The sequence below is a fragment of the Nocardiopsis alba genome, from assembly GCF_000710955.1.
Lineage (GTDB): Bacteria > Actinomycetota > Actinomycetes > Streptosporangiales > Streptosporangiaceae > Nocardiopsis > Nocardiopsis alba.
Window position 1 is genome coordinate 24,947 of the sequence record NZ_BAZE01000014.1, and the last position, 21,430, is coordinate 46,376.

General features: G+C 68.0%; 19 protein-coding genes and 3 CRISPR repeat arrays (1 of these 22 only partly in view). Of the genes, 13 read left to right on the forward strand and 6 right to left on the reverse strand.

Annotated features, from left to right (window positions below; genetic code table 11):
* Nucleotides 1-204: a CRISPR direct-repeat array (repeat unit 29 nt; unit sequence CGGTCCATCCCCACGTGCGTGGGGCTCAG); it begins 619 nt to the left of the window's first position.
* A gap of 190 nt (nt 205-394) precedes the next feature.
* Both TR33_RS22255 and TR33_RS22260 read right to left on the reverse strand, forming a co-directional pair.
* The gene (locus tag TR33_RS22255) at nt 395-850 is read right to left on the reverse strand and encodes a GNAT family N-acetyltransferase (protein ID WP_042285265.1); all 456 of its coding nucleotides are present in this window, start codon (nt 848-850) and stop codon (nt 395-397) included.
* 100 nt (nt 851-950) lie between these two features.
* On the reverse strand, nt 951-1,397 hold the full coding sequence (locus TR33_RS22260) for an NUDIX hydrolase (RefSeq protein WP_084570312.1): 447 nt from the start codon (nt 1,395-1,397) through the stop codon (nt 951-953).
* A 197-nt stretch (nt 1,398-1,594) separates the two neighbouring features.
* On the opposite strand from TR33_RS22260, the gene TR33_RS22265 reads away from it, so the two are divergent.
* Nucleotides 1,595-2,077 (forward strand): hypothetical protein, encoded by a 483-nt coding sequence (locus tag TR33_RS22265; RefSeq protein ID WP_042285267.1) that lies wholly within the window; start codon nt 1,595-1,597, stop codon nt 2,075-2,077.
* A gap of 162 nt (nt 2,078-2,239) precedes the next feature.
* On the opposite strand, the gene TR33_RS22270 is transcribed toward TR33_RS22265, so the two are convergent.
* Entirely contained in the window at nt 2,240-2,854 is a 615-nt protein-coding gene (locus tag TR33_RS22270; protein WP_042285269.1) for a GNAT family N-acetyltransferase, read from the reverse strand.
* Nucleotides 2,855-3,139: 285 nt separating this feature from the next.
* On the opposite strand from TR33_RS22270, the gene TR33_RS25755 reads away from it, so the two are divergent.
* Nucleotides 3,140-5,482 carry a tetratricopeptide repeat protein gene (locus TR33_RS25755; RefSeq protein ID WP_084570313.1) on the forward strand — a complete coding sequence of 781 codons (2,343 nt, stop codon included), beginning with the start codon at nt 3,140-3,142 and terminating at the stop codon, nt 5,480-5,482.
* 78 nt (nt 5,483-5,560) lie between these two features.
* On the opposite strand, the gene TR33_RS22280 is transcribed toward TR33_RS25755, so the two are convergent.
* Entirely contained in the window at nt 5,561-6,139 is a 579-nt protein-coding gene (locus tag TR33_RS22280; RefSeq protein ID WP_042285270.1) for a TetR/AcrR family transcriptional regulator, read from the reverse strand.
* A gap of 210 nt (nt 6,140-6,349) precedes the next feature.
* Between TR33_RS22280 and TR33_RS22285 the strand changes: the two genes are divergently transcribed.
* The 7 genes from TR33_RS22285 (at nt 6,350) to TR33_RS22315 (ending at nt 14,048) form a co-directional block, all read left to right on the forward strand.
* Nucleotides 6,350-7,219, forward strand: a complete 870-nt coding sequence (locus TR33_RS22285; RefSeq protein ID WP_042285272.1) for an alpha/beta hydrolase — start codon at nt 6,350-6,352, stop codon at nt 7,217-7,219.
* 78 nt (nt 7,220-7,297) lie between these two features.
* Nucleotides 7,298-7,634: a CRISPR direct-repeat array (repeat unit 31 nt; unit sequence CCGGTCCATCCCCACGTGCGTGGGGCTCAGG).
* 268 nt (nt 7,635-7,902) lie between these two features.
* Nucleotides 7,903-8,124, forward strand: a complete 222-nt coding sequence (locus TR33_RS22290; protein ID WP_014913341.1) for a hypothetical protein — start codon at nt 7,903-7,905, stop codon at nt 8,122-8,124.
* A gap of 375 nt (nt 8,125-8,499) precedes the next feature.
* Nucleotides 8,500-8,774: a CRISPR direct-repeat array (repeat unit 31 nt).
* A gap of 1,164 nt (nt 8,775-9,938) precedes the next feature.
* Nucleotides 9,939-10,868, forward strand: coding sequence for a hypothetical protein (locus tag TR33_RS22295; RefSeq protein WP_042285274.1), 930 nt, complete (start codon nt 9,939-9,941; stop codon nt 10,866-10,868).
* On the forward strand, nt 10,865-12,055 hold the full coding sequence (locus tag TR33_RS22300; RefSeq protein WP_042285276.1) for an FAD-dependent monooxygenase: 1,191 nt from the start codon (nt 10,865-10,867) through the stop codon (nt 12,053-12,055). The genes TR33_RS22295 and TR33_RS22300 overlap by 4 nt, the downstream gene beginning before the upstream one ends.
* A 54-nt stretch (nt 12,056-12,109) precedes the next feature.
* Complete coding sequence (locus TR33_RS22305; RefSeq protein WP_042285279.1) at nt 12,110-12,832, forward strand: class I SAM-dependent methyltransferase; 723 nt, start codon at nt 12,110-12,112, stop codon at nt 12,830-12,832.
* Between the two features lie 65 nt (nt 12,833-12,897).
* A complete protein-coding gene (locus TR33_RS27455; RefSeq protein ID WP_042285282.1) occupies nt 12,898-13,143 on the forward strand; it encodes an Imm49 family immunity protein in 246 nt (81 codons plus the stop codon).
* A 158-nt stretch (nt 13,144-13,301) separates the two neighbouring features.
* Nucleotides 13,302-14,048 carry a phosphotransferase family protein gene (locus TR33_RS22315; protein WP_042285283.1) on the forward strand — a complete coding sequence of 249 codons (747 nt, stop codon included), beginning with the start codon at nt 13,302-13,304 and terminating at the stop codon, nt 14,046-14,048.
* 134 nt (nt 14,049-14,182) lie between these two features.
* Here the strand turns inward: TR33_RS22315 and TR33_RS22320 are convergent, their stop codons facing one another.
* Both TR33_RS22320 and TR33_RS22335 read right to left on the reverse strand, forming a co-directional pair.
* Nucleotides 14,183-15,958 (reverse strand): SEL1-like repeat protein, encoded by a 1,776-nt coding sequence (locus tag TR33_RS22320; protein ID WP_159068817.1) that lies wholly within the window; start codon nt 15,956-15,958, stop codon nt 14,183-14,185.
* Nucleotides 15,959-16,814: 856 nt separating this feature from the next.
* Nucleotides 16,815-17,354, reverse strand: coding sequence for a CGNR zinc finger domain-containing protein (locus TR33_RS22335; RefSeq protein WP_234305929.1), 540 nt, complete (start codon nt 17,352-17,354; stop codon nt 16,815-16,817).
* A 138-nt stretch (nt 17,355-17,492) separates the two neighbouring features.
* Between TR33_RS22335 and TR33_RS22340 the strand changes: the two genes are divergently transcribed.
* The 4 genes from TR33_RS22340 to TR33_RS22355 all read left to right on the forward strand — a co-directional run bounded on the left by TR33_RS22340 (nt 17,493) and on the right by TR33_RS22355 (nt 21,374).
* Nucleotides 17,493-18,359 carry an epoxide hydrolase family protein gene (locus TR33_RS22340; RefSeq protein ID WP_042285442.1) on the forward strand — a complete coding sequence of 289 codons (867 nt, stop codon included), beginning with the start codon at nt 17,493-17,495 and terminating at the stop codon, nt 18,357-18,359.
* 139 nt (nt 18,360-18,498) lie between these two features.
* Complete coding sequence (locus TR33_RS22345; RefSeq protein ID WP_042285291.1) at nt 18,499-20,322, forward strand: hypothetical protein; 1,824 nt, start codon at nt 18,499-18,501, stop codon at nt 20,320-20,322.
* 228 nt (nt 20,323-20,550) lie between these two features.
* A complete protein-coding gene (locus TR33_RS22350) occupies nt 20,551-20,976 on the forward strand; it encodes a (R)-mandelonitrile lyase (RefSeq protein ID WP_017536048.1) in 426 nt (141 codons plus the stop codon).
* A gap of 113 nt (nt 20,977-21,089) precedes the next feature.
* The gene (locus TR33_RS22355; RefSeq protein ID WP_017536047.1) at nt 21,090-21,374 is read left to right on the forward strand and encodes a putative quinol monooxygenase; all 285 of its coding nucleotides are present in this window, start codon (nt 21,090-21,092) and stop codon (nt 21,372-21,374) included.
* Nucleotides 21,375-21,430 lie beyond the last annotated feature (56 nt).

Below are 21,430 nucleotides of genomic sequence, written 5' to 3' on the forward strand. Positions count from 1 at the left end.
CCCACGTGCGTGGGGCTCAGGTGCATCCATGGTCGCCGTATCGACCGACGACCGGTCCATCCCCACGTGCGTGGGGCTCAGCCTGTGCCGGCGCCTGATCAAGAAGGCCAGGGCCGGTCCATCCCCACGTGCGTGGGGCTCAGGTGCCCTGCGGGATGACAAGGGTAATGCGATCCGGTCCATCCCCACGTGCGTGGGGCTCAGGGAAAATGACCTGCACAAACGCAAGCCGTTATCTTCCCGCAACCTCCGGATCGAAGCGACCTCCGCTCCTTACTCATCCCTACCACAGCCACCCCGAACCGGCCCGAGACAGAGCACTCCACCCCCGCCCCTCCCCCACCGGCAGGCACCACCCTCACTCCTCGCCATGGACACGAGGCACAGAAGACGCTCAGGGCCTCCAGAGGTAACGGATGTCGGGCTCTCGTTCCTCGTTCCGCGACCCGTCCATCCGTTCGACAGAGACGAAGCCGTGCCTCTCGTAGAAACGCCGCGCAGGCACGTTGACCTGGAAGGTCCACAAGGCCAGCCCGTCCGGACGTCGCCGTTTGGCCAGGGCGATGAACCGATCGCCGATCCCTCGTCCTCGCCACGCCGGGTCGAGGTAGAGCTGGTCCAACTCCTCACCGTCGAGCGCCAGGAGCCCGACCACCGAGCCTTCGGAAGTGGCCACCCAGGTCTCGTACCGCGGCACGACCACGTGCGAGAACCAGGAACGCACCTCGGCGTCATCGTGCGTTCGACGCACCGAGGGAAGAGCAGTCGCGAAGGAGCGCAGCCACACGTCGGCCACGGCGAGGGCATCGCTTTGTTCCGCCCGACGGAGTAGGACATCACCGGTGTTCACGGCAGGAGCATCACAGACGAGCGGGCGATCCGCATCCGATTTCAGAACCGCCATGATCCGAGGCCCTGCAAGGCGAACCTCGACCGAAACGGCGACGGTTTCAGGCGGCCGACCATCCATGCAGCACGAACCGGTCTCCCGAGACCCACGCCCGGATGCCCTCGGCCGGGTAGGGGATCGTGTTCGACGGCAGTGCGCGCGGGTCGGTCCAGAGGAGCTCACCGGCCTTGTCCGGCTCGGCGACGACCGGCTCCCCGGCCCACTTCTCGGCGAGGAAGAACATACCGACGCGGGCGAGGTCCTCGCGTTGCCGGTGGTGCACGACGGCGACCAGGCCCAGGTCGGCCGGATCGATGTCCACACCGACCTCTTCCCGGGCTTCCCTGGCCGCACCGTGCGGGATCGGCTCGCCCTCGTCGAGGTGGCCGGAGGGCAGGTGCAGCATCCCGTCACAGTAGCCGGTGTTCCGTCGTTCCAGCAGGAGGATCTCGTCTCCCCTCGGCAGGATCACGTGGACGTCGATGATGCTGCGGTAGCGCTCCGGCAAGGGTCCCCCATCAGGTGGTCTCTCGGTGTCGTTGCGACCTTAGGGCTCCGGTGGCGCCGGTGAGCCCGGAAAGCGGAGATCCGATCGCCTCTGGACCTTCACCGAGACTCCGCGTTCGATGAGCCCGCGGTGGCCGAGATCCGCGAGAGACTGTCGAACACCCTGCCGGCGGAACCCTCGACCTCCAAGGAGCAAGCATGACCCGGATCGGGATCACCGGTCACTCCAACCTGACGGCCGACAGCGTCCCCCTCGTACGCCGGGCCCTGGCCGAGGCGCTCGCTCCGTACAAGGACGGGGACCTGGTCGGGGTCTCGTGCCTGGCCCGTGGGGCCGACCAGATCTTCGCCGAGGTCGTCCTGGAAGCCGGTGGGAGACTCGAGGTCGTGCTCCCCTCGGTCGACTACCGCGAGGCGAAGGTCAAGCCGTACAACCTCGAACAGTTCGACGACCTGCTGATGCGCTCCACACTGGTCCGCTACATGCCGCATAGGACCGCCGGCCGCGAAGCCTACGAGGACGCCAACGAAGCCATCCTGGGCGGGATCGACCTCCTGGTCGCCGTCTGGGACGGCCAGCCCTCCGGCGGCAAGGGCGGCACCGGCGACGCCCTCGAGGCCGCACACGACCGGGGCGTTCCGGTCGAGGTCGTATGGCCCGACGGCGCCCACCGAGAATAAGACCGGCTCACCTCCGGGCAACCTGCTTAAAGCGCGGCCCCATCCCCACTTCGAGCCCGGCCCTCTCCCACTGCGGGAGGGGCCTCGTCACGACCGGGATGGGGCTTTTCCGAGCGCACCTCGAAAGCCAGGGGACCTCGCTCACTCCGGTGGGTATGAGACTCAGGGGAGACGACCTGAAAACCGAAACCACTGTTCGCCGGCCGGGTCGAGGAGAAGGCTCATGTACAGCGCTATCTCCCCCTCGGACTCGGTCCCGCTGTACAGGGAGGTGTCGAGGCCGCAGAAGGTGAACCCCATCCGCTGGTAGGCACGGATGGCCGGAGCGTTGACGTTCGTCACTTCCAACCAGACGTGCCCGGCACCGCGTTCCCGAGCCCGATCGATGGCGTGGTCCATCAGTGCGCGTCCGATCCCTCGCCCCTGGTACGCCCCGGCCACCTCGATATCGGCGATGACCAGCCGCCGGTTCCAGGGCTCGTACTCGGTGTCGACGTAGCCGCACACGTCCTCGCCGTCCAGGGCGACGAACCGATGTCCGTTCTCCGACGGCTCATCGTCCTCGGGCTCGTCGTCGGGGAAGACCTTGTGAATCGTCGCGTCCAGCCGAGTGGGTCGAATACCGAACCCGTCCTCGGAGACGACCACTTCGAAGACGGTGTCCGAGGTGAACTCGCCCCTGATGACGGCCGACCTGTCGCTCTCGCTCTCGGCCACGCGATAGGTGATCGCCCCCGCCGTCTCGCGCTGCGCTGATCTGCTGCCGGGTGGCGTCATGCCCTCACCGTAGCGGCCCGGTACACCGCGGCGGCCTCATCCAATGCGCCGACGGAACCGCCGGCCGCCCCTCATACGACCGGTCTACCCAGGTGCCGTCGCCTTCGAAGCACCGGTTCGGGCTCGTATGGCCAGAACCGTTGCGTAGAAGGCAGAATCGACCCATGCGACGAATACGGGAGTGGACGCACAGGGCCTCTTCGGCGATCCCGCCGACCGTACCGGGCCGCTCCCGGCTCGATCTGCTCCCGCCACATCCGCCCACCCCTGGTATCGGCGGCCCCGATGGTCGATAACCGCATGGGGGATGTCTACGGGACCGCGTTCCAGGCCGGCGTCATCCACTCGGTCACCGTGAACGCCCCGCCCACCGCGCCGATACCCGGGTGGGTCGGCATGGCCCTCCCCGTCCACCGATGCGACCCGGGAGAACTGGGCGTCCACAACACCCTGTCCGGGCCTGACGACGCCGGGATTCCTCCCTACGTGGCCCGGGACATGGACGGAGAACTCGACCGATGCCTGGCCTCGGTCGCGGCGGCCGCGCGCGGTGGTCTGGTGCTGGTGACCGGAGCCTCGACCGCGGGAAAGACCCGAGCGTTGACGGCCGCACTGAGCCGTACTCTGCCCGACCGGATGCTGGTGGCCCCGCCCGAGGACGCCGATCTGCGGACTCTTCCCACCTGGCTCGCGGAGCGGGCCGCACAGGCGCCACAGGGGTGGGTGATCTGGTTGGACGACCTCGACCGCCACCTCGGCTCTTCGGGGTTGACCCCGACGCTGGTCGCCGAACTCGGTCAGGCCGGCGCGATCGTGGCCGCCACCATCCGACGGAACCGTCTGGAAGCCCTCCGTCCGAGCACCACCGACCACGCCTCGGCCTCGGAAGGCGCGGGGTACGCGGTGCTCAAGACCCCACCGGTCGTCATCGAACGCCGCTGGAACCCGCAGGAGCGTGAGCGGGCGCGGTCCAGTGGGGACGAACGCCTGGTCGAGGCCGCGGACGACGAGCGGTTCGGGGTGGCCGAGCGGTTGACGGCGGGCCCCTTGCTGGAGTCGGTCTGGCTCGGCGGGCCCGACAGTGGGAACCCTCGTGGTCACGCACTGGTGGCCGCCGCCGTGGGCCTGGCCGCGGCCGGGGTGTCGAGCGCGCTGACCCGGGAACAGATCCAGGCCGCCCACGGCGCCTATCTGCCCGCCCCGCCTCCCCTACCGGAAGAGGACGACCAGGCCTGGGAGTGGGCCACCCGGCAGCGCAGTGGCCTGGCCGGGCTCCTGGTGCCCGTCGACCACGAAGGCCACCGGTGGCGGGCCTTCGACTACCTCACCGCTCAGGAGCCCTTGCCCGACGCCATGTGGCGATCGGCCTTGAAGACGGCCACCGTCCACGAGCGCTACGACGTCGGCGTCACGGCGAGCAGTGCCGACCGGGCCGACGTCGCCGAAGTCGCCTTTCTCCCGTTGGCCGAGAGGGGGCACCCCGGTGCGATGAACAGTCTCGGGATCCTGTTGCACGAGGAGGGTCGGAGCGAGGAGGCCGTGAGTTGGCTGCGCCGGGCCGCCGACCAGGGCGATACGAGTTCGATGTTCAACCTCGGGATCCTGCTGAACGAAGCGGGGCGAACGGAGGAGGCCGCGACCTGGTACCGCCGGGGCGCCGATCACGGCCACATCAACTCGATGTTCAACTTCGGCTCCCTGTTGAACGACGCCGGGCTGAAAGAAGAGGCCGAGGCCTGGTTCCACCGAGCGGCCGAACAAGGCCACACGGACGCGATGTTCAACTTCGCGTTCCTGCTGAACGAGGCGGGTCGGGATGGAGAAATCGAACGCTGGTTCCGCCGGGCCGCCGGCCAGGGCCATTCCAAAGCGATGAACAGCCTCGGGACCCTCCTGACGCAGGCGGGCCGAGCCGAGGAGGCCGAGGCCTGGTACCGCCGTGCCATCGACCGGGGCAACACCGGGACGATGTCCAACCTCGGGAACCTGCTGGCGGAGACGGGCCGAACGGAGGAGGCCGAGAGCTGGTACCGCCGGGGCGCTGAACTGGGACACGTCGAAGCGACGTACAACCTCGGGAGGCTCCTGCACGAGGCCGGCCGTCTGGAGGACGCGGTCACCTGGTACGTGCGGGCCGCCGACCAGGGTCTCCCCGAAGCTATGAACAGCCTCGGGACCCTCCTGACGGAGGCGGGTCTGGCGGAGGAGGCCGAAGCCTGGTACCTACGGGCCGCCGACCAGGGCCACGTCGGCGCGATGCACAGCCTCGGGGTCCTCCTGTCGCGGGCGGATCGTATGGAGGAGGCGGTGACCTGGTATCTACGAGCCGCCGAGCATGATCACGCCGGTTCGATGTACAACCTCGGGAACCTGCTGAAGGAGGCGGGCCTGGCGGAGGAGGCCGAGACCTGGTACCTACGAGCCGCGAGGCTGGGACACACCAACGCGATGGTCAACCTCGCGATCCTGTTGTACGAGGCAGGGCGGGATGGAGAATGCGAGGACTGGTTCCGTCGAGCCGCAGCCCAAGGCCACACCACGGCCATGGCCAACCTCGGGGCGTTCCTGACGGAAGCGGGTCGGACGAAGGAGGCCGAGTTCTGGCTCCACCGGGCCCGGATGGAGTGAACCTCGCCTTCAACGGAGGTCGCGGCCTGGTGGAACGCACGAGGGGCCCATTCCATACGGCCCCTGGGTCACCGTGGTCTACACCGGGCGGCCTTCGCCCTCGAACGCCGCCAACGAGGCGATGAAGCGTTCCGCCGCCGCGTCGACCTCGGCGGTCGGGGTCAGCATCCTTTGCAGAAGGAGTCCTCGCAGACCCGCGGTCGCTATGATGCTCCGCTGCCGGGCTTCGGCCTCCGTGGCCCCATCGCGAAGGGCCGCGGCTTCGAGAAGACGCGCCAGGTCGTCGATGTCGACGACGAGCTCTTGGAACGCGTCGCGTTCATAGACCGCGAGTCCGACCAGGTGGAAGAAGGCGTGGACGCGGTCTTCGTGCGCGGGGTCCGAGTAGAAGTCCCAGATGGCCCTGCACAGGGCGACGAAGCCGAGTTCGTCGCCGGTCGCGGCGATGACGACGTTGTCGCGGCGGCGAGCCTCCAACAGCACGGAGCGCAGCAGCCCCGGCCGCGATCCGAAGTGGTACGTCAGCAACGTGTGGTGCACACCGAGCCGTTCCGCCACTTGGCGCATCGACAGGTTCGGGCCGGGGCCGTTCTCGCCGAACTCATCGAACAGCGCCTCCAGGAGACGCTTCTTCCCTTCCCCCACGGGCGATCTCACGTTGCCTCCGTTGACAGTTTCACCACTGTTGAGTACGTTACCGCACATCCAATTCACCACTGTTGAGGACACCGTCGGGGCGGACCGCCTCAGGGCACGAAACCCCTGGTCGTTCGGTATCGAGATCCACTCCCCGACCCGAAGACGTCCGCTGATCCGGGCACGGCCGTCCCCCTCGTCGAGGGGCCACGTCATGAAGAGAGAAACGCGATGAGCGAGATACTGCACGGCTGCCTGCCGGACACGGAGTACCTGGAGGTGACCGCTCGGTCGGGGCGTCGCTACGGCGTCTGGGTGACCACTCCCCCCGGTTACGCGGACTCCACGGATCCCCTGCCGCTGATCTACGTGCTGGACGGCAACTGGTCCGTCGGACTCACCGCGCCCCTCATCGTCACCCAGGCCGACCCGTACCTGACGATCGCCCCGTACATCCAGGTCAGCGTCGGATACGCCGGTGAGGAGGCCGCGTCCTGGTCGTCGCTCCGCAATCGGGACCTCGTTCCGCCGGGAGAACCCATCGGGGAGGAGACGATGGCGACCCTCACCGCGGCTCGCGAGACGGGGAGGATGACCCAGGAGCAGGTGGACGCCTACCTCGCGGAGCTGGCCGAGACCCGGGCCGACGTCTTCCTCGACTTCCTGACCGACGAACTCCACCCGCACCTGCGGTCGAGGCTGCGGGTCGGCGAGTCCGGGCACGGCCTCTTCGGCTACTCCTACGGGGGACTCTTCGCCCTCTACGCATGGCTGTGTGAGGCGGCGCCCTTCTCGAGCTTCGGCGCGGGCAGCCCCGGCGTCGCAGGCTCGGACAGCCGGATCTTCACCCTCATCGACGCCCTACCGGAACCAGGTGAGGGCTCGGCCGGCTCACGGCTGCACATCACGTTGAACGAGGCCGAACTGCTCGGAGACATTCCGTTCTACCGCGGAATGTCCCGCAACGTTCTTACGGCGGTGGAACGACTGCACGCCAAGGGGTGGTCGGAGCACGTTTCGAAGGCCTTGTTGCGAGAAACGCACGTCACCGGCCTGCAAGCGTCGTTCCTCAGCTACTTGAAGACCTGCCACAGGCGCTGACCGGCAGTGGTCGCGCAGGGGGCTCCGGATCGGCGGGTTCTTGGTCGGCAGATACAGCCGTTGAAGGTGCACGTGGTGGAAGGCCATCCCCACGTGCGTGGGGCTCAGCGGGCAGCGGCCGAGAGGAAGGCGAGCCATTCCGGTCCATCCCCACGTGCGTGGGGCTCAGGGGAGCGTGCCCGCCGAGTAGCGGAAAGCTACCGGTCCATCCCCACGTGCGTGGGGCTCAGGCAAATTCTAGGGCAAGGGGGCTCGAAGCCCCCGGTCCATCCCCACGTGCGTGGGGCTCAGGGCTCGGGGCGTGGGTGCGCCGCGTACCACTCCGGTCCATCCCCACGTGCGTGGGGCTCAGGCCTCCTACTGCGCGTATATGCGCGTCGTGTACGGTCCATCCCCACGTGCGTGGGGCTCAGGGAAAATGACCTGCGGAAACAGAGACCGTTACCTTCCCGCAACTTTCACCGAGAGACGCCCTCTGCTCACTCTCATCCCTACCACAACGACCCCGAACCGCCCCAGGGAGAACATCTCACCGACCGCAGGCCTTCTTTCCGGAAACACCACCGACCGGACCGAGACCTACGGGACGAAATCACCGGTCACAGCATCACCACTCTCCTACCTTCCCCGGTCTAAGAGCGGGGTCGTTTTCTCTGAGTCCGAGAGCCGGTTACCCTCTTTTCATGTGGTCATCCACCGACACCGACGGGAAAATCCGCGAGGGGCTGATCTTCCTGCTCTCGCAGGGGATCATCGACGACTTCCAGGTCCGTGCCGGGGACGACTTCCCGTTCCGGATCCAGGTACCCGCCGGGGTCGTACCCATGAACGAGAAGCAGGTTCGGCACTTCATGCTCGGCGCGGTCGCCGCGCACTTCGGGCCCATTGCCCGCGCCCGTCGCTGAGGCTCGACGGTTCTCCTCCCCCACTCAAGGCGGGCCGGGATCCGACCGGAGCACTCCATACCGCGTTTTCGGATTCGAAGACGGAACACGGAATTCGAGCGTCCACGAAGCGCACGCCTTCACATGGTTTCCAGAATCGCTCCCCTACCCATGAAGCGATCCCCGCGAACCGATTTCCACCCTGGTCATACCCATAGAGGTAGGTGTCCGGAGCTTTATCCATTCAGGTGTGGGGAACGGCCCCTGTTCTCCCCCACTCTCCAACGGGGTGTTCCCGGTCATCGCCCCTCGGTGGCGCGAAGAGCAAGGTTCAGGATGCGCCACCCCACATGCTTGGGGCTCGGGACATGGGCACACCGAGCGCGGTCGCGATCGCCGGCCCATCCCCACATGCGTGGGGCTCGGCGCGTAACACTGCTCGGGAAGCTGTGCGGATGCGGTCCATCCCCACGTGCGTGGGGCTCGGGCGCTCACCATCACCGCCTGGCCCCTGGTCACCGGTCCATCCCCACGTGCGTGGGGCTCGGACGCCGTCGTCGGACAAACGGTCGTCGGTGAGCGGTCCATCCCCACGTGCGTGGGGCTCGGCTCAGAAACCACAGAGGAAGAGGAGGAGACGCCGGTCCATCCCCACGTGCGTGGGGCTCGGGGAAAACGACCTGCGGAAACAGAAGCCGTTATCTCCCCGCAACTTCAGGCTCGAAACGACCCTCTCTCATACCTACCACGCCCGCTCTGGTCCGCTCCGAGAGAGCATCTCACCGACACCGGCGTCCTCTCCTGGAACACCGACGGCCCGGCCCCGCCTGCACCGAGCCCGCGCACGGGGAGCGGCCCGTCCCAAGCCCGACCGTGAGCGTCGGCGAGGGGGCCACCTCCGCATACGGGGTCCGGCCTCTTCGACCGGACGAGGCGCCGGCGTGAACAGCCATTTCCCCGACCTCCCGAAAACCCGACAAAACAGGCACCCCATACCCACCAGACCGCCCCCCGGCGCGAACTCCCCGACTTTCCTCTCTCGGTGAACAAAGCCGCCAGGGTTCCCCACCGAGGTCGATGTCGAGTTACCCGAACACCCCGAGGATGAGAAAAAGAGGGCATCCGCACTGGTGGGGACCGCACGCCACAGAAAAAGCGGAGCTCAGAGCCCCTCCTTCCCATCACCATTCTCCGCCTACCGCCCCCGAGAAAAACACGGACAACGAACACCGCCGACCAGCACCCCGGGCCGATAAAAGCAGAGCTCAGCAGCCTTCTCCACCCCGCCGAAGGCAGAGCCCGCCCCCTTCTCCACCCCGACCCCTGAGCCCCACCCGCTCCTCCTTCGGAGACGCCAAGCCCTACCACACAAAGGATGCACGCCATCCCACTCCCCCTGTGGGGGACACCACATCCTCCCCAGAAGCCCCACCGACAACCGGCCGGGGGCGCCCACCAGAACCGCCGGCGGACCATTCGTCGGCATTATCCAAGGTCAAAGCAGCGGGCCCAGAAAAATCCGATCAGCCGAACCACATTCGGCCCGCAGATCGTGTTTCCGCGATACGCGAGAAGCTTCGTTCCCGATTATGCCTTCCGCGCACAGAACGTCCATTATGAGCTCATGGACGTGAGCCATCCCCCGATATGTACACCGGGCACACCGACGACCGTATGGGTTCCGAGCAGCGACTTCTCCGGGAGCCCGTCGTCGAAGACGCCATGACCTCCTCATAAGAGGTCATGCCATCGATACATGATTCGTCCGGAATACGCCCCACCCGCTGTTCAGCGTGGAGCATCCAGCCCTCACCTGCATTGAAAGGGAGCCTCTCATGCTCTCTCCCACCCCCCTTGCCCCGTACGCGCCGAAGAACGTGCTCCTGCCGCCCATCGGCGAACACACCCTCGTGCGGCCCCACGGCACCGACGGGTTCAGTGCCCAGGACGGGATCGACGAGCTCTGCCGCTCGATCCGGCTGCTCCTCCACGACCTGGAACAGGAGGGCCGGACGCCGATGACCGTCCTGGACATCGCCGTTCGCATGGGGCTCAGCCGCGGAGTGGTGATCCTGGTGGTCGCCGAACTACTACGCCGGAACCTCGTCCGCGTCAGCCGCCAGATCTCCACCCCGTCGGACCCCCGCACCGAGGTGCGCGACGCCTGGAGCGACCTCTCCCACTGCGACCCCGAACTGCGCTCGGCCAAGGTCCTGGTCATGGGCGACCCGGAACTGAGCCGCACGTTCATCGGTTCCTGCTCGGAGGTCGGCCCCATCAGCCACGGTGAGGTCATCTACGTCAGGAACGTGGGGATCCCCAGCAGCTCCCCGGACGCCTACTCCCCGCCGGTCACGACCCGGGTGTCGATGGGCCGGATCCCGCTGAAGGGCATGTCCCTGCACCTGCTCGGCGGGGTCGATGTCGCCGTCGACGTGTTCTCCACCCTGTGGTCCACCCTGGTCCGCGACGCCTGCGCCGCCCTGGTCGTCACCCACGCCGACGACCTCGAAGGGGCCGCGGTCGCCTTGGGGTTCCTGGCGAAGCACCGCGTACCGGCCCTGCTGGTTCTGCACCACGGCCACGAGACCCCCGACCTCGAGGCCGTCAGAACCCGCCTGGGGCTCGCCGAAGAGCGGACGGTCCTATGCGACGTGCGCTCCAGACCCGCCACACGAGCCGCCCTGGGCGACGTGATCGACCAAAGGACGCTCACCGTGTATGACGCTCACCCCATCTACCCCGAAACCGGAGAAACAGCATGAAGGTTCTGATCGTCGGCGCCGGCCTGACCGGGCTCGTACTCGCCCACCGCCTGCTCTCACAGGGAGCGGACGTCACTGTCGCCACGGCTCGAACCTCCGATGAGCTACGTCGAGGCTCCGCTCAGATGACACAACTGACGCTGCCCACCGCGCTGGGCATGGAGCGCACCCTCAAGCTGGACATGTGGGAGCAGGAACCCCACCTGTTCCAGACCGTGTCCATGAACGTGACCCGCGCCGGGCAGAGCTTCGGGTTCACCGGGAACCTCGGCGCCGCCGGAGCCGCGGTCGAGCCCCGGGTGAAGCTCCCCGACCTGCTGGAGTACTTCGAGGACCGGGGCGGCAAGGTCAGCATCCACGGCATCACCGTGAGCGACCTGAGCTACTTCACCCGCATGTTCGACGCCACGATCGTCACCGTCGGCGCCGGCGAACTCGGCCAGCTCTTCCACACCGACCCCTCCCGGCCGTTGGCGGCCGAACAGCAGGTGGTCTCCCAGGTCTACCTCCACCACCTCCCCGTCCCCGAGAGCGGCGCGGACGTCGAGGTGTACTCGATCGAGGGCGCCGAGATCTACGTGGTGCCGATCCTGACCTCCTACGGGATCGCGCACTCGGTGATGGTCGCCGCCCGCCCCGGCCGAGAGAACCCGCTGGACCTGAGCGGTGAACGCGCCCGCGACGTCCACGGGCTGCTCTCCACGCGCCTGCCCCACCTACTGCCCGAACTGGGCGAACGGTTCCGCGACGCCGAGATGGCCGACCCTCGCGACGCCCTGATCACCACGGTCTCCCCCGTCGTGCGCACGCCCGTCGCCCACCTGGGCGGAGGCATCGTCGTCGGAGCCGGCGACACCGTGGTCACCACCGAACCCCGCACCGGGCAGGGCTGGTCGCTGTCCACCAAGCTCGGCTTCGAGACGGCGGACCGCATGGTCGTCCACCACAAGAACGGCGGAGCGTTCGACGAGGCGTTCTTCAGCGGCATGTTCTCCGACCTGTGGGAGAGCCGGATCCGCCCCACGGCGGCCTTCTCTCAGCTCATCAACGCCGTCCACAGCGACAACACGCCTCCGGAGCTCCTCCAGGCGATGGAACAGGCCGCAGCCGACCCGGCCTTCGCCAACACCTGGGTCCGCGGCTTCGACGATCCCGCCGCCCTCGCCCAGATGCTCCCCATGACCTGACACAAGCCATCCCCATCCAGAACAAAGACGACGAATCCGAAGTAAGGCACTCTCATGTCTGAGAACACCATCCCCCACACCGACAAGACGCAGTGGGTGTCCTCCACAGACTCGAAGCTGTACAGCCTCAAGAACATGGGCCGCTACTCACAGCTGATCGGCAACCTCTCCCACCGCAAGGCCTGGCTTCTGGACAACGAGAAGCTCAAGGCCCTCTACAACGAGAACGTGTCGAGCCGGCACCTCGAGGTGGGCCCCGCCAACGCCGAGATGCTGTCGAACACCACTCCCCCCGCCTCCCCCGACGAGTGGCGCGTCCACCTCATGGACATCAACCACAACCCGCTCGTCTTCGCCAAGGAGGTACTGAGCGACCGGGCGATCGTGGAGGCCGTGCAGCACGACGTCCTCGTCGCCCCGTGGCCGAACCTGTCCCGCGCGTTCGACTCCATCGCGATGGGCAACGTCCTGCACTGCCTGCCCGGCAACGGTTTCCCCGGTAAGGACGGTGCCTTCGCGGGCATCGCCGACGCCCTCACCGACGACGGCGTCGCGTGGGGCTACACCGTGCTCGGTCTGGAGGACCCCGACGTCGAGCACAACTTCCTGGCCCGCACCCTGATCCGGGCCTACAACAAGCCCGACCGGAAGTTCTTCCAGAACGCCGGCGACCGTCTCGCCGACCTGGAGCCGCAGCTGAGGCAGCACTTCGACGACGTGACGGTGTGGTCGATGGGCAGCGCCGCGCTGTTCATCGTCAAGAAGCCCAAGCGGTAGAAGGACCGTCCGTTCGTCCCCACGTGGGTGAAAACGAGTGAAAGGGGAGCCCCCGCACCGGTCGAGTGCGGGGGCCTTCGAGTTTCCAGAAAGCGCCCCGTCCTCCCTTCGAACGGGCCCTGGTCGAACATCTGACCCGCCACCGCGAACTGATGGAAGTCGACGAGAACGCCACACCCGCGAGCCTGTTGCCCATCGGGGTGATCGCCTTGGCCGCGCTGGCCGTCCAGACACACGGATGGGAATTGAACATCACCTCGGACTACCTCCCCCAGGTGCTCCTGCACGCCCCGGAGGCCCCAGCCCTCTGACCCTCGCCCAGGCCGCGTGGCCTTGCCAGAGCAGGGCCACGCCGCGCGTTCCCCCCCGGGCCCGGGCCGAACAGCGCCCGGCCAGGCCGACCGAGCTTCCACGTCGCCCCGGGAGAAAACCCCGCGACATCGACGATCTCCCCCGGGATACTGCCTCCATGGATGAGGTCGAAGTCGTCGTCGCCCATTCGGAACGCGCGACCCTGCGCGTCGGCGACGTGTTCCTGAAGGTGGACGCCGATCGGGCGCGCATGGACGCCGAGGTCGAGGTGATGTCCCTGGCGCCGGTCCCGACCCCGGAGATCCTGTGGCGCGAGCCGCCCGCGCTCGCGATCGCCGCGCTTCCAGGAGCGACACTCGGACGCCTGGGCGGGCCCACGACCGGGTCGCCTGCGGCGTGGGCCGCGGCCGGAGCCACCATCCGCGAGCTGCATGAAGCGCCCCTGCCGTCCCGACAGGGCCGGGCAGGCCAGGACATCGTCGCGCTGAAGGCGGAGCTCGACCACGAGTGCGAGCTACTCGTGTCCAACGGGCTCCTGCCCGCCGATCTGGTGAACCGCAACCGCGAGGTCGCCGAGGCCGCGTTCCGGCCCTGGAACCCGGCCTTCACGCACGGCGACCTACAGATCGCGCACATCTTCCTCGAAGACGACGAGGTCACCGGCGTCATCGACTGGTCCGAGGCCGGCCGGGGCGACGCCCTGTACGACCTCGCCACCTTCACCCTCGGACACGAGGACCGCCTCGACGACCTCCTCGCCGGATACGGCACCGATGTCGACCGCGACGTGATCCGCGCGTGGTGGTCGGTACGAAGCCTGCTGGTGACCCGCTGGCTGGCCGAGCACGGCTTCGACCCCTTCGCCCCGGGCTGCGAGGTCGACGTGTTGAAGGCCCGGATGTGAGACCGAGTGGGCTCGATCCATCGGGAGCCCGCGCAGGTGAGCCGTTGGATGAGGGCGTCCCCGACGACCTCACCCCCGTCGGTGCCTGCCTTCGCCCTCCTTCTCCTCCCTTCTCGTTTCCTCCAGCATGGATCTCACTCGCTCGGCGTTCTCGTCGAAGACCCGCCGGCTCCAGACGTCGGCCTCCCTCGTCCCGCCCGTTCCGAGGAAAGCCCGGCCTCGTACATCGCTTCCTCGTTCCCCAGCTCGGCGGCCCGTCGCAGCCAGGCCTCGCCCTCCCTCGTCCGGCCCGTCTCCTTCAACAGGTTCCCGAGGTCGAACATCCCGGCGGGGTCGCCCTGGTCCACGGCCCGCCGGAACCAACCCTCGGCGTCGCCCTTCCTCCCTCTCTTCGAAGCCAGGATCCCGAGGACGACCATCGATCCGGTGTCGCCCCGGTCGGCGGCACGCCGGAACCAGACCTCGGACTCCTCTGCCCGCCCCGTCTCTCCCAAGAGCATCCCGAAGAGGGCCATCGCCCGAGCATCGTCCTGCGCCGCGGCTCGCCGGTACCAGGCTTCGGCCTTCCGCACCCGGCCCTCCCGCTTCAGCGATAGCCCGAGGGCGAGCATCGCGTCGATATGGCCGAGGTCCGCGGCCTTTCGATACCAACTCTTCGCCTTCCGTGCCCGTCCTGTCTCCTTCAGCAGGAACGCGAGGTGGAACATGGAGTCGGTGTCGCCCTGTTCGGCCGGAGATGTCCAGGCCGCTTCGGCGATGTCGTCCAGCCCGGCCCTATAGGCGGTGAGGCCGACCGTGAAGAGGTCCTGTTCGGTGGCCACCTTCAGGGCCGTGCGCCACACTGCCTCGGGCAAGGCGTCCTCGGTGGCGAGGTAGTCGAAGGCCCGCCACCGACCGTGGTGATCCGCGGGCACCAGCAATCCGGCCAGACCACCGCGCGGGCGGGTGACCCACCCCCAGGCCCGGTCGATCTCCTCCGGCAGAGGAGGAGGGTCTGACAGATAGACGGTGTGGAGGTCCTGGATCTGCTCTCGGGTCAGTGAGCCCGTCACACCGGCCTCGGCCAGACCCACGGCGGCGGCCACCAGCGCGTGACCACGGGGGTGGCCGTTGTCGGGGCCGCCGAGCCAGGTCATCTTCAGCAGAGGGGCCACCGCCAATTGTTCGGCCACCCCGAACCGCTCATCGTCGGCGGCCCGGACCAGGCGCTCATCGCCGCCGGCGCGTGCCCGCTCGCGCTCTTGGGGGTTCCATCGGCGTTCGACGACGATCGGTGGGGTCTTGAGCACCGCGTACCCCACACCCTCCGCCGCGGAGGTGTGATCGACGCTGGTCGGGCGCAGGGCCTCCAGCCGGTTCCATCGGATGGTGGCCGCCACCACCGCGCCCACCCGGCCGAGTTCGGCGATCAGGGCCGGGGTCGGACCCGAGGCGCTCAGGTGGCGCTCCAGGTCGTCCAACCACACCACCCACCCCTGAGGGGCGCGCTCGGCCCTTTCCCGCAACCAGGTGGGCAGGGATCGCAGGTCGGCCTCCTCGGGCGGGGCCACCAGCATCCGGTCGGGCATGGTGCGACGCAACGCCTGGGCCAGGGCCCGGGTCTTACCGGCGGCCGAGGGACCGGTCACCAACACCAGCCCGCCACGCGGCGCCTCCGCGACCACGACCAGGCGCCGGTCGAGTTCGCCGTCCACGTCGCGGGCCACGTAGGGCGGGAGACCCTCGCCGCCAGGCCCGGGGAGAGCGTTGTGCGTGCCCAACTCACGGACGTCGGATCGGTGGACGGGCAGCGCCGTGTCCACCCACCCCGGCGCCGAAGCGTCGGGACCGGAGTACACGGTGACCGATCCGTGGATGTCACGGGCCTGGATCGAGACCCCGTGGTTGTCGCGCATGCGGTTGTCGACCATCGCGGTCACCGACCCCGGGGGCGAAGGGGCACGGCGTGGCCGGGCCTTGCCGGGGACACCGGCGGCTCTCCCCTCGAGATCGCCGAAGAGACGGTGAGGGGCCACGCCTGTGTTCGTCGCATGCGACGATTCTGCCTTCCGCGCGAGCGTCGGGGCCATACCGGGCAGGGCGGGAAGGCTCGTGGGCAGGTCGAGGGAGCGGGCCTTCGGTGGCCCGTCTCCGTGTGCGCGGGGCTCTGCCGGAGGCGTCCCCGTTCGGGTTCGTGCTCGTAGAGGGCGGGCCGGACGAGAGGGTGGAGAACGGGCCGGTACGCTGCTGCTGGTCAGGGAAGGCCGCGGATTTCACGGCGATGGATTCCCTGCTCGATTACGCTCTCGCGGCCCGCGCCCGAGATCCCGGCGACTAGTGAGGTGGGCGGCCATGGACAAGCCGCAGGGGAAAGACTCGTTCTCATTGCTGTACAGGGCGGGGTTCCGTATCACTTACGTGCTCCTGCACGTCATGGGACCTGCGTCTCAGACCATCGACACCGACCCGCAGGTCCGCGCGAAGAGGGAATACGACCGTCGACGTGCCCTCCACCGGGAATGGAAGGCCTACCAGCGGTCCAAGTAGCGCGACCACAGGTGAGGGATTCACCGATGTAGGCGATAAAGAGATCGTTTCGAGGTGGCCCGCGGGCCCCGCGATCGCGGGGCCCGGCTCGTATCGAGCGCCATTCCTCCCCCGAACGGTCCACCCCCGCACGTGTGAACCTCAGGAAGACGACCTGCGCGAAAGCAAGCAGCCCTCTTCGCGACCTGAGTCACGAAGCGCGCCCCGCTCACCGAACGCCCCTGCCGCACCCACGCGGATTCACTCGGCCGCCCCGGATCTCCTGCTCCGGCCGGCGTTGAAACGCGCCTTCTTCTGACGGTTCCCGCACGTGTTCATATCGCACCATTTTCGGGTGCGGCTCTGGCTGGCATCGAAGAAGGCGGCCTGGCAGGTCGGTGACGCGCACAGGGCCATCTTTCCATCGCGCTCGCCGGAGATGATGTCGATCGCGTCGGCGGCGATCACACTGAGCGCGTCCTCCACCCGGGAGTCCACTCCCAGCCGCCATCGCCGTTCGCCCTCGGGTGTCAGAACGGCCGCGACCCGACCCTGGACGCTGCGCTCGTTGATGACCTCGACGGCGGCCTCCGGCAGAGCCTCCTGAAGCGCGGTCGCCGTGGCGGCGGCGTGGATCGCCTCTCTCAGTTCCCGCGCGAGCTCGAGCTGTTCGGCGGTGCAGGAGTCCACGGCGAGGCCGCTCACCTCCAGCCAGTCGAGGAGTCTTCGCGGCGTGGGGATGCGCTCTACGGCGTCACCACGGTGCTCCGTCAGCGTCGCCGTGAAGCTGGTCGCCAGCACGCTACCGAGGCGAAAGTCAGGGAATCCGACAGGCATGGAACCACCTTAGCCGGTTGTGCACCGCCACGGAGGCGTGTTAGAACCGGCTTAGCCGGTTCACCAAGACCATGACCGGCTCCACGACGGCCAGGAGGTCTCATGTCCCGTCCGGCCGACGACGTGGAAGTGTTCAAAGCCCACACGTCCGAATCCGATCTCGAAGACCTGCGCGCACGACTCGCCTCGGCACGCTTCCCGGAGGCCGAGACGGTCGCTAACGCGGGCCCCGGTCCTCACCGTTGGGAACAGGGCGTCCCTCTCGCCGATCTCGTCGAACTCGTGGACCACTGGCGCACCGGATACGACTGGCGGACGTTCGAAGAGCACCTCGACCGGATCGGCCAGTTCCGCACGACCATCGACGGTCTGGGGATCCACTTCCTGCACCGCAGGTCCACCCGCGCGGACGCCGCTCCCCTGGTCCTCACACACGGATGGCCGGGCAGCATCGCCGAGTTCATCGACGTGGTGGACGAGCTGACGGAGCCCGAAGATCCGAACGCTCCGGCGTTCCACGTCGTGATCCCCTCACTGCCGGGCTTCGGCTACAGCGACAAGCCGACCACCACCGGATGGGGCACCGAGAAGATCGCGGCCGCGTGGGTCGAACTGATGGGAAGGCTCGGCTACGACGGGTTCCTGGCCCACGGCGGAGACTGGGGAGGGAACATCACCACGATCCTCGGCGGCAGGTTCCCCGAGCACGTTCTCGGCATCCACACGACGTTCGCGCAGGGACCGCCCGGAACCACGATGGACGGGCTGACCACGGTCGAACGCGAATGGGCGGAGGGGACACACCACTTCTGGCGCCACCGCGCGGCGTACGCGAAACAGCAGGCGACCCGACCGCAGACCATCGGCTACTCGCTCGTCGACTCACCGGTCGGACTTCTCGCCTGGATCCTCGACAAGTACGCCGAATGGTCGGACACCGAGGACAGCCCTTTCGAGACGATCTCTTAGTCTCCCTCTTTCCGTCATTCGAAAAACCGGAAAGCACCATACGGGCCTTTACCGATATTCACCCCACCAAAGGATGATCAAGTCGACTCGCAGTAGGGTCGGGGCCGAACATCGTACGAATCGGGCGGGGAGGTCACGCTTGCGCGGCGTGCTGGTCACCATCAGGCGGTTCCGGATCATGCTGTTGGGCTGCGGGGTGGCCCTCTCCACCCTCGGGGCCGTCCTGGCCTGGGACCCCGGAACCACGATGTGGTCCTCTGCCGTGCGCTACGGCTACTGGGGCGCTCTGGCGCTCGTGGTGGTCTGCCTCCTCGGCCATCGGCGAGCGACGAAAAGGGACCTCCGTGCGGTGAGGAGCGCGACACCGGACGAAGCGGCGGACCCGGTCTCGCCCTCCGCCCCTCATGAACGCTGGAATACGGCCCTTCGTTGGTCCCTCGCGCTCTTGGCCGTCGTCGCGGTCGCCGATGGCTTCGACCGTTTCGGCGCTACGACACTGCCTCCCGCCACCGGCCCGGAAGCCTTCCCGGCCCTCCTCGGCTCGTTCGCGACCGCTCTGGCATCGAGCGGCCTGGCCTGGGCTCTTCCGACCCCGACACCGTCACGGGAGCCCCTCATTCGGATCGGCGCCACTCTCGCCGGCGCCATGGCGGCCGCTCTGGTGATCGTGCTCCTGGGGGCGACCATCACCACACTCCACCCTGTCCATCACACGGTGGCGGAGGTGGACGGTGAACCGAGCCCGGCCCCCGAATCGGTGAGCCGAGCGTGGACGTGGACCGCCCCCGACGACGAGACGATCTCCGACGTCTTCGCCACCGAAACCGGTGCTCTCGTCGCCCTGACCAACGGCGTCGTCGCACTGGACACCCGCTCAGGGAAGACGTCGTGGCACTACCTTCGCCCTGGAGGCGAGGTCTCCGCGACCGTCGACGAACAAGGTACGACGGTACTGATCACCTCCTGGGATGGCGCGAAGTTCGTCCGTGAGGCCACGGAGATCGTGCTCGACACCGCCACCGGCGAACCCCTCTCCGACCAGGACCGGAACCCCGGTCTTCCTTCGGCCGGGGCGACCGTGCCCCCAGGTGGGACCCTCACCCATGGCGGAGTGCTACTGCACCCCGGCCTGGACGACGATCTCTTGGACTTCCGAGACCCTTCCGGAAAGGATGTCCTCTGGGAGTACCCGAAGGCCGAATGTGCCTTCTCCCTCGACCACGGAGGCCATGCGAGTACGGGCCAATGGGAAATCGTCGGTGACCGCGTCGTCCTGTCCGTGTTGTGCGGCGCCGGCACGGATGCCCTCGCGGACAGCACGGACGACACGGACATCGATCTCACCGAAACCCTCATCGGGGTCGATGTCGCCACCGGCGAAGAGATCTGGCGTGTCGACGCTCACGGATCACCCGGTTTCGCGGAAGAACGGAGCGACGAGAGGTCCGTGAACGCGCCCCCGCTATCCGTCTCCGGAGACGGCGACGCCGTCAGCATCGACGGTTCTCTCGTCGTGGACCCCGAATCCGGCGAGATCCTGCACCAGGGCACCGTGCCACTGTGGACCGAGGACGGCGGCCCTTACGAGCCGGTCGATTTCACCGCCGACTCCTACATCCTCGAACAGTGCCCCGAGCGCGTCTCCGGCACGCACTCATGTGGACCGGGCGCGACCACCCACTTCGAAGAGAGGACATGGCGGGGAGAGCTGCTGCGCGAGACCACGCGGGCCGAGGAGGGCCCCGCCCCCGTCGTCGCGCTCGACGGCGCCGTGGTGATCGGTTCCACGGCACCCTCCTCCGAGAAGAGCGGGCACGCGGTTCAGGTACTGCCCTGGGGACAGGGACTGCCCGAGGTGATCGAACTCGATGACTTCGGAGGACCGTACGACGGTCTCCTGGTCCCCGGTGCGGTGATCCTCCGATCTCAGTATTCCGACACCACCATCGTCGGTCTCAACTGACCAAGGATCGCGTGGGGGTGGTGGCCGTATCCGTGAGAGTGGCCTTTTCCCACAGCGCCGAATCGGCTTTCCTCGGGGCGGCCGATGTTCCCCGGGGTCCGTCCGGCTCCGGGACAAAAACGCGGCAAAAGGCGACCGACCCGCCGTCGAACAACGGTTCGCCGGCGACGCGGTGACGATCATGGAACCGACCATCACGGAGCCGTATCACCGCGCGGGAGGATCGCCATGGAGCTCATCACCGGGACCGTGACCCTCGAGGGCCCGGCCGAACGTTTCACCGGCGAGGTCCACCTCGACATGATCGAGACCCCCGCCGAGCCGGCGCGTCTGGCGGTGGCGTTGGTGCGCTTCGCTCCCGGCGCCCGCACCAACTGGCATTCCCATGCCCTGGGCCAGGTCCTGCACGTCGTCGACGGTGTCGCTCTGGTCGGCACCCGGGACGGGAGCGTCGTGCGCGCCACGGCCGGTCAGACCATCAAGTGCCCGCCCGGCGAGGAGCACTGGCACGGCGCCACCGACGAGCGGTTCATGTCCCACCTCGCGATGGTGGTCGGTGACGGGCACGGAGACGGCACCACCTGGTCGGAGCCGGTGACCGACCGACAGTACGCCGCGGCCCTGGTCGCCGCCGCCCCGAAGACCAGAGGATGAGCGGACCACGACGGCGATGAGTTTCGTGGCCCCGGCCGGTCTACCTCCTCGGTACACGAGTCGATGGTCCCCCACCTCGACATCGGATGAACGAGCGAAGCACGAGGAGAAGCATGATCATCATCGCCGGGAAACTGTTGGTGGACGCCGCCACGCGTGACGCGTACCTGGCCGGATGCGTGAGCGTCGTGGAACAGGCCCGAACCGCCGAGGGCTGCCTCGACTTCTCCCTCACGGCCGACCTCGTCGAACCGGGCCGGATCAACGTGTACGAGCGTTGGGAGACCGTCGAGGACCTTCTGCGCTTCCGGAGCTCGGGGCCGGAGCCGGAACGAATGCCCCGGATCCTCGACGCCGAGGTGAGCCGCTACCTGATCTCCGGTGTAGAGGCCCCATAGCCGATACGCCTCGCCCTCGAGAACACGGTCGAACGATAACGCTCAAGCCCGTTCCC